Consider the following 15131-nt stretch of genomic DNA (forward strand, 5'->3'; position numbering starts at 1 on the left):
GAGTTGACTCCGCTTGATCCTGGCGGTTATGTGCCGTGGCGGCCAACCGCCAGAACAGGACGTACCGTTCGGGGAGAATTGCTCACGGAGTCGGGTCGAGCGCGTCGTACCGGCGGAAACCGCGCCCGTACAGGGCGAGGACACCGATCGCGAGGACGCAGGCGATTCCGCCGCCGGTGACGGCGACGGCGGGCGAGGTCAGATCGGCCACCGAGCCGGCGAGGAAGTCCCCGAGTCGGGGCCCGCCCGCGACCACCACGATGAACACGCCCTGGAGCCGACCGCGCATCTCGTCCGGCGCCGCGACCTGCATCATCGTGTTCCGGAAGATCATCGAGACGGTGTCGGAGTAGCCGGCGAGAGCGAGCAGGAACAGCCCCAGCCAGAGGTTCCGGGTGAGCCCGAAGACGGCGACGGCGGTGCCCCAGCAGGCGACGGCGACGAAGATCGCCTGCCCGTGATGCCGGATGCGGCCCTGCCAGCCGGAGAGCACCCCGCCGAGGAGCGCCCCGAACGCGGGCGCGGCGACGAGGAGTCCGGCGGTCTTGGCGTCGCCGCCGTACCAGAGGACGGCGATGGCGGGGAACAGCGCGCGCGGATGGGCGAGGATCATGGCGCAGAAGTCCGAGAAGAACGTCATGCGCAGATTGGGCCGGGTGGCGAGGAATCGCAGCCCGTCGAGGACGGAGGCCCTCTTGCTGCCGGCCCGCTCCGGAAGCATGGCGGGCAGCCGCCACATGGCGTAGAGGCTCGCGGAGAAGGCGACGGCATCGACGAGGTACGCGGTCTGGTAACCGGCGAACCCGACGATCAGGCCGCCTAGGCTCGGCCCGACGAGCATGCCGAAGGTGGTGACCATCGAGTTCAGCGCGTTGGCGGCGCGCAGCTGCTCGGGCGGCAGCAGCCGGGGGATCATCGAGGACCGCGCGGGCGAGTTGAGCGCGGCGCACACGGCCTGCAGGGCGACGATCCCGTACAGGAACCAGACCCGGTGGAAACCGGCGAACGCGGCGGTGGCGAGCGCGATCGACAGCACGGCGGAACCACAGGCGCTGTAGAGCCCGAGCTTGCGGCGGTCGACGGTGTCGGCGATGGCCCCGCCGTACAGCCCGAAGACGACGAGCGGTACGAGCGAGAACAGTCCGACGAGCCCGACGGAGAAGGGCGAGCGGGTGATGTCGTAGACCTGAAGAGAGACGGCGAGGGACGTCATGCCCTGCCCGACCCAGGAGACGGTGCTGCCGAACCAGAGACGGCGGTAGTGGGCGGAGGTCCGCAGCGGGGTGAGGTCGGCGAAGAGCCGGCGGCGCTCGGGGGCCGGGGGCTGTGCGTCGGGCTCGGGCTGGGGTCGCGACTGCGGCGACGGCTGGGTGGCGGTCACGCGAGGTCGTACCGGAGCTCGGGGCGGTCCCAGTGGATGTGTCCGGAGGGCGGGACGGTGCCGGTCCGGACGGCGCCGGTCCGCAGATAGAACTCCTCGGCGGGCGGATGCGCGACGACCCGCACGGTCGTGAGCCCGGCGGCCCTGGCCTGCCCGGCCATGTGCTCCATGAGCAGCCGCCCGATGCCGAGCCCCTGCGCGCTGTCGGCGACGAAGGCGAGGTCGAGTTCGGCGTCTTCGACGAGCAGCGCGTAGAAGCCGAGCACACGGTCGCTCGCGTCGACGGCGACGAACACGGGATGGTGCTCGATGTACGCGCCTCCCACCTGGTACCCCGCGACCATGCCGGCGTAGTCCCCCCGATAGGCACGAGAGGTCCGGACGAGCCGGGTGAGCCGCTTGGAATCGTCGGCGGTGGCACGCCGGATGGTGAACTCGGACATGGGGCGAGTATAGGGGCGTTGCTGGATATTGATCCTTACGTTTTGGCAAACGGCGAGGTCGGAGCCGGGCGGTAGGTATGAGTGACGGAGGCGGACACGACCTAGCGGCCCGCCTCCGTCACCGCCGACGCGTGGGGCAGGGTCGTCCCCTGGGTGAAGGCCGTCGTGAAGGCGGCCGGACCCAGGGTGGTGCGGGTCGTCTCCTCGACCCGGTCGACGTCCAGCCGTTCCGCCGGGGGCAGGGGTGCGCCCGTCGAGGCGCGCAGGGCCGACGCCGCGCCCAGGAGGAGTGCGGCCCCCCGGGCCCGGCCCGCGCCCGCGTGTGCCGAGGCCAGGCCCTCCAGGGCGAGCGCCACCGCGCGCGGGTCGCCGGAGGTCAGGGCGGTGCCGTAGCCCTCCTCCTGGAGTCTCAGCGCCCCCACCGCATCGCCGCGCGCCAGCGCCGAGAAGCCCAGCTCGGCCAGGATCAGCGCGTTGGCGGAGTCGAGACCGACCGACCGGTGCCAGTCGAGGACCTCCCGCATGTGCCCCTCGGCCTCCTCGACCAGGCCCTCGCGCCGGGCCCCCAGGCCGAGCCCGAGGACCGCGTTGATCTCACCCGCGCGGAACCCGACCTCGACCGCCCGCTCCCGCGCCGCCCCGTGGTACGCCCGCGCCTCGGCGAGGTCGCCCCTCAGCAGGGCCGTACGCCCGATCCCGGCCAGCAGGTCCGGCACCTCGGTCGTCAGGCCGAGGCCCTCCGCCGTCGCGAGCCCGGCCCGCTTGAGCCGGTCGGCCCGCTCGTACTCCCCGTGGATCTCGGCGACCGTCGCCAGCGGATACACCGACCACAGCCGTGAGCACGCGTCGCCGACCTCCGCGAACAACGCGTCCGACCGCGCCGCGTCCGTCTCCGCGCCCGTCACGTCGCCGCCCAGCAGCCGCTGCACCGAGCGGTCCGCGAGCGCCGCCGCCTCGACCCAGCGGTCCCCGTGCGCCCGGGCGCCGTCGAGCGCCTCCCCCGTCAGGTCACCGCCCTCGCTCCGGCTGCCCGTCCCGCAGAGCGCGTGGGAAAGGAACCAGCGCGCCCAGGACCGGTCCGAGGGGTGCGGCGGCTCGGACTCGTCGTACCCGGCGAGCGCCCGCGCGATCCGCCGCTGCCGGTCCGTGCCGTCGCCGCCCATGACGGCGAGGCCGGTGCGCCAGACCTCCACGCGGGCGCGGAGCGCGGCCGGTTCGGTCCGCGCCGCGTTCTCCCCCACCGGGCCCAGCGCCGCCGTCGCCGAGCGGAGCGCCTCACCGAGACGCCCCCGCATGACCCAGTACCAGGCGAGCGCGTCGACGAGCCGGAGTGCCGTCTCGGCGTTCCGGCCGGTTCCGGGTTCGGCGACCGCCCGGTCCAGGGCCGCCCGCAGGTTCGGCGTCTCGGCGTCGAGGTGGGCGAGGCGGCGGCGCTGGTCCGGCCCGCGCAGCGCGGGCCCGGCGTCCTCGGCGAGCCGCAGGTAGTGGGTCAGATGCCGTTCCCGTACGACCTCCGTCTCGCCCGCGTCCCGCAGCCGTTCCAGGCAGTACGCGGCGACGGACTCCAGGAGCCGGTACCGGGGCCCGTCCGGCCCGTCGACGGCGACGACGAGCGAACGGTCGACGAGACGCGCGAGCAGACCGAAGACGTCCCCGGCGGCCACCGCCCCGGAGGGCACTCCCCCGGCGGCCATCTCTTCCGCTCCTCCGGGCACCACTCCGCCCGCGCACACCTCCTCCGCCGCCGTCAGCGAGCAGCCCTCCGCGTGAACCGCGAGGCGTCGCAGCACCGTTCGTTCCTGCTCGCCCAGCAGTTCCCAGCTCCAGTCGATGACCGCCCGCAGGGTCTGCTGCCGGGCCGGCGCCCCGCGCAGCCCCGCGTCGAGGAGCCGGAAGCGGTCGTCGAGCCGCGCCAGGAGCCCGTGCACACCGAGGGCCCGGACGCGGGTCGCGGCCAGTTCCAGAGCGAGCGGGATGCCGTCGAGGCGGCGGCAGATGGCCCGTACCGTCTCCTGGGTGGCGGGGTCGAGGGCGGCGCCCGTACCGAACCCGGGGGCGGAGGCCGCCGCCCGCGCCGAGAACAGTTCGACCGCGCCGTCCCCGTCCAGCGGCTCCACCGCCCACAGCGTCTCGCCCGCCAGGGCGAGGGGTTCCTGGCTGGTCGTCAGGACGACGAGACCGGGCGCGGTGCGCAGCAGCAGCTCGGTGAGCGAGGCCGCCTCGTCGACGACGTGTTCGCAGTTGTCGAGGACGAGCAGCGTGCGTTTGCCGCGCAGGACCTCCGCGAGCCGCTCCGCCGCGGTGAGCGCCCGCTCGCCCTCGGGCCGCAGCCCCCACACCCCGTCGTCACGGAGTTCGAGCGCGGCGGCGACGACCTCGGCGAGTTCCCCGCGCGCGCCGGCGAACTCGACGAGCCACACCCCGTCGGCGAACTCCTCGCGCAGCTGCCCGGCCGCCTCGACGGCGAGCCGGGTCTTCCCGACCCCGCCGGGCCCGGTGAGCGTGACGAGCCGCCGTTCGGTGAGCAGCCCCCGCACCTCGGCGACGGCAGCGTCCCGTCCGACGATCCCGGCGAGCGGCGCGAAGAGATTGCCCCGGACCGGGCTGCTGCCGGTCACCACCGGGACGGAGGGAGGAGCGGTCGCGGGCACGGGCGCCGAGAGCGACGCGTCCTGCCGGAGCATCGCCGTGTGGAGCGCGGCCAGTTCGGGGCTCGGATCGATCCCCAGCTCGTCGGCGAGGAGGGCGCGCAGCTCCTCGTACCCGGCGAGCGCCTCGCTCTGCCGACCCGCCCGGTAGAGGGCCCGCAGCTGCACCGCCCGCAGGCGTTCGCGCAGCGGATGAAGGGCTACGAGCTCCGCCAACTCACCCGTCAGTACGTCCTGTTCGCCCGCTTCGAGCCGGGCCTCGGCCAGTGTCTCGCGGACGACGAGCCGCTCCTCCTCCAGGCGGTCCGCCGCGGCCCGCGCGAAGGGCTCCTCCGCGAAGCCGGCGAACGCCGGTCCCCGCCACAGGTCGAGCGCCTCGCCGAGCAGCACGGCTCGGGCGCGCGGATCGGCCGTCTCCCGGGCCCGGGCGGCGAGCCGGGTGAACTCGTGCGCGTCCAGGGCCCCTTCGGGTACGGCGAGGAGGTATCCGGGTGCCTGCGTGACGACGAGGTCGCGCCCGCCGGGCTCGGCCTCGTCCAGGGCGCGGCGCAGCTGGGAGACCTTGGCCTGGAGCGCCCGCAGCGGGTTGCCGGGCGGTTCGTCGCCCCAGAGGTCGTCGACGAGCCGGAACGCCGCGACCGGCCGGCCCGCGTCGACAAGGAGCGCGGCGAGCAGGGCCCGCACCTTGAGCTCAGGGACCCGGACGGGCGTGCCGTCCTCGGTCCGTACGGCCGTCTCCCCCAGCACCGCGAATCGCATGCGGCCACCGTAACCCGGCCCGAACAAGCCCTGGTCCGGGCCCGAACCAGGCCCGAACAGAACCCGAGCCGTACCCGAACAGCCCCCCGGCAGAGTCGTCCCCGTCAGCAGGAAGCGACACGGAAACCACCAAGGAGCAGGACATGAGCAGCAACAAGCCCCTCGCCGGCAAGACCGCCCTCGTCACCGGCGCCAGCCGCGGCATCGGCCGGGCGATCGCCCTCCGCCTCGCCGCCGACGGCGCCCGGGTCGGCGTCCACTACGCCGGCAACGAGACGGCCGCGAAGGAGACGGTCACCGCGATCGAGGCCGCCGGCGGCTCCGCCTTCGCGCTCCGCACCGAGCTGGGCGTCCCCGGCGACGCCGACGCCCTGTGGGCCGCCTTCGACGAGCGGACGGAGGGCGACCACGGTCTCGACATCCTGGTGAACAACGCCGGGATCGCCGGCCCCGGCCTGATCCACGAGGTCGAGGAGGCGGACTACGACCGGGTGTTCGCGGTCAACGCCAAGGCGCCGTTCTTCATCATCCAGAAGGGCCTCGACCGGCTCCGCGACGGCGGCAGGATCGTCAACATCTCCTCCGGGGTCACCAAGGTCGCCTTCCCGGGCATGACCTCGTACGCCGCCTCCAAGGGCGCCGTCGAGGTGCTGACCCTCACCCTCGCCCAGACCCTCGGCTCCCGGGGCATCACCGTCAACGCGGTCTCGCCGGGAACGATCGAGACCGACATCCACCCGTGGATGGCCGACCCGGCCGCCAAGGCGCACGCCGCCGGGTTCTCGGTCTTCGACCGGGTGGGGCAGCCGGGCGACGTGGCCGATGTCGTCGGCTTCCTCGCCTCCGACGACGCCCGCTGGATCACCGGCCAGAACATCGACGCGAGCGGCGGCTCCGGCCTCGGCCTCTGACCGCCCGGATGCCGGCCACCCATGGGCGGGCCCGCGACCACCCCGGGCCCGCCCCCGCCCCCTCCTCCGTATCTCCCGAACCCACGCGAAGGGCCCCCGACCATGACCCGCCGTACGCTCCTCGTCCACGCCCACCCCCGTACCGACTCCCTCACCGCCCAGGTCGCCGACCGGCTGCACGCCCGCCTCAAGGACGAGGGCGGCACCGTGGACGTACTCGACCTGTACGCCGAGGGGTTCGACCCGGCGCTCCGCCCGGAGGACGAGCCGGACTGGGAGAACCGCGAGAAGGTCTACTCCCCCGAGGTCCGCGCCCATATGGACCGCGTCCTGGCCGCCGACGACATCGTGGTCGTCTTCCCGGTCTGGTGGTTCACCCCGCCGGCCATCCTCAAGGGCTGGATCGACCGGGTCTGGAACTACGGCTTCGCGTACGGCCGGAGCCGCCCCCGGCTCGCGGGGAAGCGGCTGCTCTGGCTGGCCCTGATGGGCGGCACGCCCGAGGAGATCGAGCGGCTCGGCATGACGGACGCCCTCGGCCTGATGCTCGTCACCGGCATCTCCGCCTTCTGCGGACTCCCGGACGCCTCCCTCCGCGTCCTGCACGGCACCGAACTCTCGGGTGTCCCGAAGGAGTTGCGCCCGGGCCGGGTCGCCGACCTGCTCACGGAGGCCGAACGGACCCTGACCGAGGAACTGCTCACCACGGCCACAGCCACGGCCACGGCCACGACGACCACCGCCACCGCCACCGCCACCGAGAAGACCGTCGAGAACACCGTGAACGAGGAGCCGGCACGATGACCACCACCCTCGCGGAGAACACCGCGACACCGCCCCGGGCCGGAGCCCGCCAGTGGCTCGGCCTCGCCGTCCTCCTCCTCCCCGTCACCCTGATGACCGCCGACCTCGGTGTGCTGTGGCTCGCCACCCCGTACCTCTCGGCCGATCTGCGGCCCAGCGGCGCCCAGTTGCTCTGGATCACCGACATCTACGGCTTCCTCACCGCCGCCACGCTCGTGATCATGGGCACGCTCGGTGACCGGCTCGGCCGCCGCAAGCTCCTGATGGCCGGTTCGGCGGGCTTCCTGCTCGCCTCCGTCCTCGCCGCTTACGCCCCGAACTCCGGGACGCTGATCGCGGCCCGCGCCCTCCTCGGCATCGCGGGGGCGGCGGTCCTGCCCTCCACGCTCGCCCTGATCAGCCACATGTTCACGGACGCCCGCCAGCGGGCCACCGCCATCGCGATGTGGGTGACCGCGCTGTCGGTGGGGCTCGCGATCGGACCGGTGATCGGCGGCGTACTGCTCGCCTCCTGGTGGTGGGGCTCGGTCTTCCTGATGGGCCTGCCGGTCATGCTGATCGCCCTGGTCACCGCGCCGCTGCTGCTCCCCGAGTACCGCGACCCGAACCCCGGCCGGCTCGACCCCGCGAGCGTGCTGCTCTTCCTCCTCGCGGTCCTGCCGCTGGTGTACGGCGTGAAGTCGCTGGCCGCGCACGGTCCGACGGCCGAGGCGGCCGTCGCCTTCGCCCTGGGCCTGACCTTCACCACCCTCTTCGTCCGCCGCCAGAACCGCCTGGAGTCCCCGCTCCTGGACCTGCGGCTCTTCAAGAACCGGGCGTTCACCGGCGCCCTGCTCACCCTGCTCCTGGGGATGACCGCGCTCAACGGCGTCGAGTACCTGGTCCCGCAGTACCTCCAGGCGGTCGCCGGGCTGCCGCCGCTCGAAGCGGGGCTGTGGCTGCTGCCCGGAGCGGCCGGTCTGATCGCCGGTTCTCAGCTGACGCCCTTCGCGGCACGGAAGGTCCGCCCGGCGTACGTGCTGGCCGGCGGGCTCCTCGTCTCCCTCGCCGGGTACGCGGTGATCGCCCTGGGCGAAGGGGTGACCGTGGCCGCCCTGGCCCTCGCGGTCATCATGTTCGGCGCGGCTCCGATCAGCGTCCTCGGAACGGCCCTCGCGGTCGGCTCCGCCCCGGCCGAGAAGGCGGGCGCGGCGGCCGCGACCGGTCAGACGGCCTACGACCTGGGGCTCGCCCTGGGCATCGCGGTCACCGGCAGTGTGGCGGTCGCCGTCTACCGGGGCGGTATCCCGGCCGACGCCCCGGCCGCGGCCCACGAGAGCGTGGGCGCGGCGCTCGCCCTGAAGGACGAGGGGCTGCGGGAGCAGGCCCGGGAGGCGTTCACGACGGCCCTGCACTCGGCCTCGGCACTGAGCGCGGTGTTCGCCCTGGTGACGGCGGCCGTGGTCCTGACCCTGCTCCGCAAGGTCCCCCGCACCTGACCCCCGGGAACCCAGCTGCTCGCCGTGCCTACCGCGCGGCGAGCAGCATGCGGGATGGCTCACGACATGGACGGTGCGGGGACCATCCGTACGCGGACGACGTCGCCGTACGCGGGGAGGGCGTCGAGGAAGTCCAGCGGACGCGCGACGAGATACGGCAGGTGCCCGAGGAGCGGCCAGGCCCCGGGCGCGATGCCGTGCCCCGGAGCCGGTCCCGGTCCCGCTTGCCGCTCCGGTTCCGCCGCCGGTGCCGCTTCCCGCTCCGGTTCCGCCGCCGGTGCCGCTTCCCGCTCCGGTTCCACCCCTGGTGCCGCTTGCTGCTCCGGTTCCGCCCCCGGTGCCGCATCCCCCGTCACGGCGCCGCCACCGCGCCCGCGAACGCGCCTTCCCCGGCGGACCGTTCGTGCTCCGTCAGGGCCGCGAGCCACGCCCCCGGCAGCCGGTCCGCGCCCGCGAGCGCGCGGTCGGCGAGGAAGGTGACATGGAGGCGCCGCCGGTGGACGACCCAGGCGACGAACAGCGGCTGGCCCGGGACCATGACCGGCAGCGCGTACACCCCGGAGGCGGGGACGCCGCCGAAGCCCAGCGGCCGCCGCACCCGCAGGTCGGCGACGCTCAGCGGGGTACAGCGGGCGTCGACGCTCCGCGCGAGCGCCAGCTTGCCGATCCTGTACGGGAGTCTCCGCAGGACGACCCGGTGCGCGTCGGCGAGGCGGGCGAGCCGGTTCGGGTCGAGGTCGCGGCCGAGGCGGTCGAGCCGCCGGGCCGGGTCGGGTTCGCCGCAGGGGAGGTCGATCCCGGCGACGGCCACCCGGTTGCCGAGGAGGGGGCGGGGGTCCTCGGGGTCGCGGACACTGATCCCGAGGTTGGTACGGAGGCCCCGGCCGTGCCCCGGGCCGCCGGGGTCCCAGTCGTGGGGGTGCCAGGCGCGCAGGGCCTCGGTCGTCAGGGCCAGGCACAGCTGCGGGACGGTCGCCCCGGTCAGGCGCCCGAGCGCGTGGAGCCGGGCCGTGTCGACATCGGCGAACGTGGCGGCGTACGTCAGGGAGGGCCGGGTGCCGAGGGCCGACCACCAGCCGACCGGCCGGGGCGGCCGGAACTCGGGCAGCACGTGGGCCCAGGCCACGGGCCGGGGCGGCCGGAAGGTGAGGACCCGGGGGCGCGGCAACTCCTCCGGCCCGAGCAGGTGTTCCAGGGTGGCGACGGCGGCGGCCCCGTCCTGGAAGGCGTGATGGGCCCGGTAGCAGAGCCCGTATCCACCGCCCGCCCGGTGGACGAGCCAGAGGCCCCACAAGGGGCGGTGCCGCGGCAGGGGTTGCCGTGACAGCTCGGCGGTGACCGCCGACAGGTCCGTGGCGCCGGGTAGCTCGTACAGGTGACGGTCGGGGTCGAAGCGGGGGTCCGGCTCCCAGTGCGGGCGCCCGGTGCTCCCCGCCAGTCGGTGGCCGAGCTCCGGGAGCAGGTCGAGCCGGCGCCTCAGATGGTCCAACACCCGGGCGCGGGAGGGTGGTTCTCCGTCGATGACGACCAGGCCGCCGAGGTGGAGCGCGGAGTCCGTCGCGTGCAGTGCCGCCACGTCGAGGGAGAGCCGGTCGAGGACCGAGAGGGGTACGGCACCGGAAGATCGAACTGGACCTGAAGATCGCACAGGGCACTACGATACGTCATCATGCAATCGCAATGCGTGACGGATGGCATGCTCCCCGACTTCCTCGACGACGACGCCGTGACGGCCTGGACCGCCTCCGGAGCACCCCTCGTCGACCTGCTGCGCCAGGCCCACACGCCGGGTCGGCTCACCGGTTTCCGCCGGGGCGGCCGCGCGGCGGTCCTGATCACGGAACCGAAGCACGTGCACCAGGTGCTCGGCGTCGGCGGCGACCGGTTCGTCAAACGCTCGCACCGGGCGAAGCCCCTGCTCGGCGACGGGATGCTGTCCGCCACGGGTGAGGCCTGGCGGTCCCAACGGCGGTTGCTCCAGGCGATGTTCACCGGACGCGGCATCCAGCGCTGGGAGCACCACATCGCCGGCGCGACGGCGTCCGTGGTCGACCGCTGGGCCGATCGGGCCCGTCGCGGCGAGCCGACGGACATCGCCGAGGACGTGCAGTTCTTCACCGTCGACACGATCTGGCGCTCGCTGACCGACCATCCCCTCGACGGCGAGACGTACGTCGACCTGGCGGCCGTCCAGGACATCGTGGCCGCGCTCCCCGCCGACGTGGGCGGCGCGGCCACGCTCCCGCCGGAGGTGGAGGCCGCGCTGGCCGCCCTGGACGACCGGGTGCTGCGGGCCCTGGCCGAGGCCCGGACCCGGCACCGCGCGGGCGTCGAGGGGCCGAGCGTGCTGCACCGGCTGCTCGACGCGGCCGAGACGGACCCGGCGTACACGGACCGGCTGATCCGGGACGAGCTGGTGACCCTGCTCGTCGCCGGGTACGAGAGCAGTGCCCGCACACTGACCTGGGCGTTCGTGCTGCTCGACCGGCATCCGGCGATCATGGACCGGGCGGGCGGTGCCGCGGCGGACGGCGATGCCACCGCCGTCGAGGCGGTGCTCTCCGAGACGCTGCGGCTCTATCCGACGGGCTGGCTGCTGCCCCGCCACAGCCCGGCCGACGAGTTCGTCGACGGCTGGCGGATCCCCGCCGGTACGGACCTCCTCGTCTGCCCGTACCTCACCCATCGCGACCCGCACGTGTGGCCCGAGCCCGAGACGTTCGCCCCGGACCGCTTCCCCGCCCCTTCGCCGCTGCCGCCGGGCGCGTACCTCCCGTTCGGCATCGGTCCGCGCGCGTGCCTCGGCACCCGCTTCGCGATGCGGGAGATGGAGTCGCTGCTCGGCGCGCTCCTCGCCCGGTTCACCGTCGAGACGACCGCCCCGGCCGGGGAACCCGTCTTCGGCATCAACCTGCGCCCGGCGGGCCCGCTGCCCGCGCGCGTCCGCGAGCGGACGTGAACGCCCACCCCTCCGAGCGCGTCGACTACGTCGACCCCGGCGACCGGGTGGTCACCCAGGGCGGCCGGGCGGCCGGACCGCCCGCCGGCCTGCTCCGCCGGTACGCCGCCACCGTCTGCACCGACCACGCCGGCCGGGTCCTCCTGTACCGGCGGACCGCCACGGCCCCGGCCTATCCGGACCACTACGACGTCCTGGTGGGCGGGGCGGTGCGGACCGGTGAGGAGTACCGCACCGCCGCGGTACGGGAGCTCGGCGAGGAGCTGGGCTGGACGACGGTGACCGGCCTCACCGAGGCGTACCGGATCCGCGTCGACGATCCCCATGGCGACTGCTTCCTCACGGTCCACCGCTGGGTGGCGGACCGCCCGCCCCGGCCCGATCCCCGGGAGATCGCCTGGTGCGGCTTCATCGCACCGCTCGCGGTCATGACGGGCGGCTACACCCCGCTGGTCCCGGCGGGCGCGGAGGCCGTACGGCGCCTCTTCCCCCTCTGACCGGCGCCCCTTTCCCGCCCCCACGGCTTCCCTCCCCCACGTTCACTCCCCACGGCTTCTCTGCCCCGCGTCTCCTCTCCCCGCATCGACGAAGGACCCCCCACCATGACGTACTGCGCGCTGCCCTTAACCGGTGCCTCGCTCGCCGTCCCGGGCCCCGCGTTGGGCCCCGCACCAGGCCTTCCCTCCGCCACCGACCGGCTCGACCGTGCACGGGCCCGGCTCGCCACCCGCCTGGTGGCGGCCGCCGGACCGGACGGGCTGCTCCGCGCCCCCTGCGACAGCCGGATCCTGGAGTCCGCCCTCGCGCTGCGGCTGCTCACGGTGACCGGCGTCGACCCGGACGCCCAGGAACGGCTGATGCGGCGCCTGAAGACCGCCCTGGACGAGGGCGCCCCCGACCCCGTGCAGGAGGCCGCGGCCCGCGCGGCGCTCGGCGAGTACGTGGACGGGCCGGCCGCGCTGACCCGGCTGCTCGGCGGCTTCGACCACTTCACCGCCGGGCGCAAACGGCTGATGTTCCAGACGGTGCTCGCCGAGCTGGGCGCCCACACCTTCCCCGAACTCCCCTCTCCGGAGAGCGTCTTCGAGGCCAGGGGCCAGCAGCGATGGCTGGTCACGGAGATGGCCGCCCTGAAGGTCCTGCACTCCTTCGGTACCGGCTCGCCGCGGCTCGTCACCGAGGACGACTGGCGCACGCTCGCACCCTGCGCGCTGCCCGGCCCGCCCCCGTACGGCAACCATCTCGCCCGGATCCTCGCCCTGCTCGCGCTCCGGCACCGGGCCCGGTACGCGGCGGCCGTGGACGCGCGGGCGCGGGAGCTGCGCGGGCAGCTCCGTGCGGACGGCGGGCTGCCGTTCATCACCGGCATGGACGTGTTCGCGACGGCGACCGGCGGTCTCGCCCTGGCCGGCGCGGGAGCCCCCACGCACACCCTGCGGGCCCTCGCCACCGCGCTGACGGAGCGACAGAATCCCGACGGGGGCTGGGGCTTCGATCGTGCGGTCGCCCAGAGCGACGTCGACGACACCTCGTACTGCATGGAGTTCCTGCGTGCGACGGCCCCGGAGCGGTTCGGCGCCGAGGTGGCGGCCGGCGAGCGGTATCTGCTGGCCCGGCGGGGCGAGGACGGCGGCTTCCCGACCTTCGAGCCCGGCACGGCCTCCGAGGTGGCGATAACGGCGGCGGCGGTGAACGCGCTCGCCCCGAGCCCGGCCCACCGGCCCGTCGTGGAGGCCGCGGTCCGGTTCATGGCGGCCCGGCAGGAGACCGCGGGGCCCTTCGAGCGCAGCTGGAGCCTCAACGAGAGCAACGCCCTGTTCCGTACGGTCCTGGCGTACGACTCATTCCACGCCGTGGCGCCCGGCCGGCCGGAGGAGAGCGGGCGAGCGGCGGCGATCGAGGTCGCGCGGGCCCGGGCGCGGGCCGTGGCCCGGCTGGTCGACACCCAGAACCCGGACGGCGGCTGGGGGCACGTGCCGTCCGATCCGAGCGACCCGATCAGCACCGCGTACGCGCTGATCGCCGTGGCTCGTACGCCGGCCGTGCCGTCCGCCGTCGGCGCGACGGAGCGCGCGGTGCGCCACCTGCTCGAACGGCAGCGCCCGGACGGGGGCTTCGTCTCCCGCCCCGACCAGGCGGGGCCGAGGCCGCTCGCCTACCACGTACCGCTCCTGACGGACGTGTGCGTGCTGCTCGGCCTGAACCACGCGCGCGCGGCGGCCGCGCGCGACCCCCGCCTCACGCCCACTCCAACCCCTCCGACCGCCCCGACCGGCAAGGAAGCCGTATGACCTTCGACGAACTGAAGAACCTGCTCGTCTCGCTCGGGCTCGACCCGGAGGACGTCACACCGGAGGCGACCCGCGAGGAGGCCGGGCTCGACTCGCTCCTGCTGACCGAGCTCGCGCTGGTCCTGCGCAAGGAGCGGGGCGTCCCGGTGCCCGAGGAGGAGCTGTACGCGGCGACGACCGTCTCCGCGATCGAGCGACTTGTCTCCGCCCACGCGGGGGTGGCCTGATGCGCGGCGGCAGGCCGGGACCCGGCTGCGGGGCGGCCGTCACGGGTGTCGGCCTGTTCACCCCGGCGGGTGCGGACCGGGCCACGACCTGGGAGACCGTGCGCGTCGGGAAGCCCACCGCCGCGCTGGAGGAGCGCGACGGGCTCACCTACCTCGCCTGCCGGGCGCCCGGGCTCCCCGAGGACTTCGGCCGGGCGGCGGCGGCGCGGCGGCCCGACCGCAGCGCCGCCCTCGCCCTGTGCGCGGCCCGGGAGGCGCTCGCCGACGCCGGTCTGGACCCGGGCGGCTGGGACGGGGCGCGGGTCGCGGTGGTCGCCGGAATCGGGGCGGGCGGTGTCCTCACGTACGAGGCGCAGCGCGGGGTGCTGGGGACGGACGGCCCCGGGGACATGTCGCCGTTCGCGGTACCGGGCGCCCTGCCGAACGCGGTCGCGGCGCAGCTGGCGGTGGAGTTCGGCGTCCGGGGCCCGTCGATGGCGGTGACCACGGCCTGCGCGGCGGGGGCGACGGCGATCGGTGTGGGGCTGGACCTGCTGGCCCTCGGACGCTGCGACCTGGTCCTCGTGGGCGGGGCCGAGGCCTCGCTCAGCCCCTTCTACATCGCGGGATTCGACCGGCTCCGCGCGCTGTCCCGCCGCTTCCACGACCCGGCGGGCGGCCTCCGGCCGTTCGACGTGGATCGGTCGGGCTTCGTGATGGCGGAGGGCGCGGGGTTCCTGGTTCTGGAGCGGCCGGCGGACGCGGCGGCTCGCGGGGTCCGCCCCAGGGCGCTGATCAGCGGTTACGGGGCGACGTCCGACGCGCACCACGTGGTGGCGCCCCGGCCGGACGGCTCGGGTCTCACGGCGGCGGTCCGGGGCGCGCTCGCCGAGGCGGGTGCGGCGCCGGGCGATGTGGACCTGGTCAACGCGCACGGGACGGGCACGCCGCGCGGTGACGCCGTGGAGGCGGCGGCCCTGGCGGCCCTGCTTCCGCACCGGCCGCCGGTGACGTCGACGAAGGGCGTGACCGGGCATCTGCTGGGTGCGGCGGGCGCGGTGGAGGCGGCGCTCACGGTGCTGTCGATCGCGGAGGGCACGGTGCCTCCGACGGCCAATTTCACGGAGCCGGGCGAGGGCATCGACCTCGACGTCCCCACGACGGCCCGCAGTGCCCTGCTGCGCCTGGCCGTGTCCACCTCGGTGGGCTTCGGCGGCCACAACGCGGCCCTGGTGATCACCGCGCCGTGAC

13 protein-coding genes are annotated in these 15131 nt (G+C 74.9%); 8 read left to right on the forward strand and 5 right to left on the reverse strand.

The window, feature by feature from the left end; translation table 11 throughout:
- Positions 1-82: 82 nt before the first annotated feature.
- From OG514_RS05830 to OG514_RS05840, 3 genes are all read right to left on the reverse strand, one after another.
- Positions 83-1381 carry an MFS transporter gene (locus tag OG514_RS05830; protein WP_266891560.1) on the reverse strand — a complete coding sequence of 433 codons (1299 nt, stop codon included), beginning with the start codon at positions 1379-1381 and terminating at the stop codon, positions 83-85.
- On the reverse strand, positions 1378-1824 hold the full coding sequence (locus OG514_RS05835) for a GNAT family N-acetyltransferase (RefSeq protein ID WP_266891561.1): 447 nt from the start codon (positions 1822-1824) through the stop codon (positions 1378-1380). Before OG514_RS05835 ends, OG514_RS05830 begins: the two co-directional genes overlap by 4 nt.
- A gap of 101 nt (positions 1825-1925) precedes the next feature.
- Positions 1926-5231, reverse strand: a complete 3306-nt coding sequence (locus OG514_RS05840; protein ID WP_266891562.1) for a BTAD domain-containing putative transcriptional regulator — start codon at positions 5229-5231, stop codon at positions 1926-1928.
- A gap of 143 nt (positions 5232-5374) precedes the next feature.
- Here OG514_RS05840 and OG514_RS05845 point away from each other — a divergent pair, with 143 nt between their 5' ends.
- The 3 genes from OG514_RS05845 to OG514_RS05855 all read left to right on the forward strand — a co-directional run bounded on the left by OG514_RS05845 (position 5375) and on the right by OG514_RS05855 (position 8424).
- Complete coding sequence (locus OG514_RS05845) at positions 5375-6142, forward strand: SDR family oxidoreductase (protein ID WP_266891564.1); 768 nt, start codon at positions 5375-5377, stop codon at positions 6140-6142.
- 102 nt (positions 6143-6244) lie between these two features.
- Entirely contained in the window at positions 6245-6946 is a 702-nt protein-coding gene (locus OG514_RS05850; RefSeq protein ID WP_266891565.1) for an NAD(P)H oxidoreductase, read from the forward strand.
- On the forward strand, positions 6943-8424 hold the full coding sequence (locus tag OG514_RS05855) for an MFS transporter (protein ID WP_266891567.1): 1482 nt from the start codon (positions 6943-6945) through the stop codon (positions 8422-8424). Before OG514_RS05850 ends, OG514_RS05855 begins: the two co-directional genes overlap by 4 nt.
- A gap of 59 nt (positions 8425-8483) precedes the next feature.
- Here the strand turns inward: OG514_RS05855 and OG514_RS05860 are convergent, their stop codons facing one another.
- Positions 8484-8726, reverse strand: a complete 243-nt coding sequence (locus OG514_RS05860; RefSeq protein ID WP_266891569.1) for a hypothetical protein — start codon at positions 8724-8726, stop codon at positions 8484-8486.
- Positions 8727-8776: 50 nt separating this feature from the next.
- Entirely contained in the window at positions 8777-10072 is a 1296-nt protein-coding gene (locus OG514_RS05865) for a wax ester/triacylglycerol synthase domain-containing protein (RefSeq protein ID WP_266891571.1), read from the reverse strand.
- Between the two features lie 36 nt (positions 10073-10108).
- Here OG514_RS05865 and OG514_RS05870 point away from each other — a divergent pair, with 36 nt between their 5' ends.
- The 5 genes from OG514_RS05870 to OG514_RS05890 all read left to right on the forward strand — a co-directional run bounded on the left by OG514_RS05870 (position 10109) and on the right by OG514_RS05890 (position 15130).
- Positions 10109-11383: a cytochrome P450 gene (locus OG514_RS05870; RefSeq protein ID WP_266891573.1), complete on the forward strand. Its 1275-nt coding sequence runs from the start codon at positions 10109-10111 to the stop codon at positions 11381-11383.
- Positions 11380-11880, forward strand: coding sequence for an NUDIX domain-containing protein (locus OG514_RS05875; protein ID WP_266891574.1), 501 nt, complete (start codon positions 11380-11382; stop codon positions 11878-11880). Before OG514_RS05870 ends, OG514_RS05875 begins: the two co-directional genes overlap by 4 nt.
- 105 nt (positions 11881-11985) lie before the next feature.
- The gene (locus OG514_RS05880; protein ID WP_266891576.1) at positions 11986-13674 is read left to right on the forward strand and encodes a prenyltransferase/squalene oxidase repeat-containing protein; all 1689 of its coding nucleotides are present in this window, start codon (positions 11986-11988) and stop codon (positions 13672-13674) included.
- Positions 13671-13901, forward strand: a complete 231-nt coding sequence (locus OG514_RS05885; RefSeq protein WP_266891578.1) for an acyl carrier protein — start codon at positions 13671-13673, stop codon at positions 13899-13901. Before OG514_RS05880 ends, OG514_RS05885 begins: the two co-directional genes overlap by 4 nt.
- Positions 13901-15130, forward strand: a complete 1230-nt coding sequence (locus OG514_RS05890; RefSeq protein WP_266891580.1) for a beta-ketoacyl synthase — start codon at positions 13901-13903, stop codon at positions 15128-15130. The genes OG514_RS05885 and OG514_RS05890 overlap by 1 nt, the downstream gene beginning before the upstream one ends.
- The last annotated feature ends 1 nt before the right edge of the window (position 15131 follow it).

The organism is Streptomyces sp. NBC_00572 (assembly GCF_026341815.1).
GTDB lineage: Bacteria > Actinomycetota > Actinomycetes > Streptomycetales > Streptomycetaceae > Streptomyces.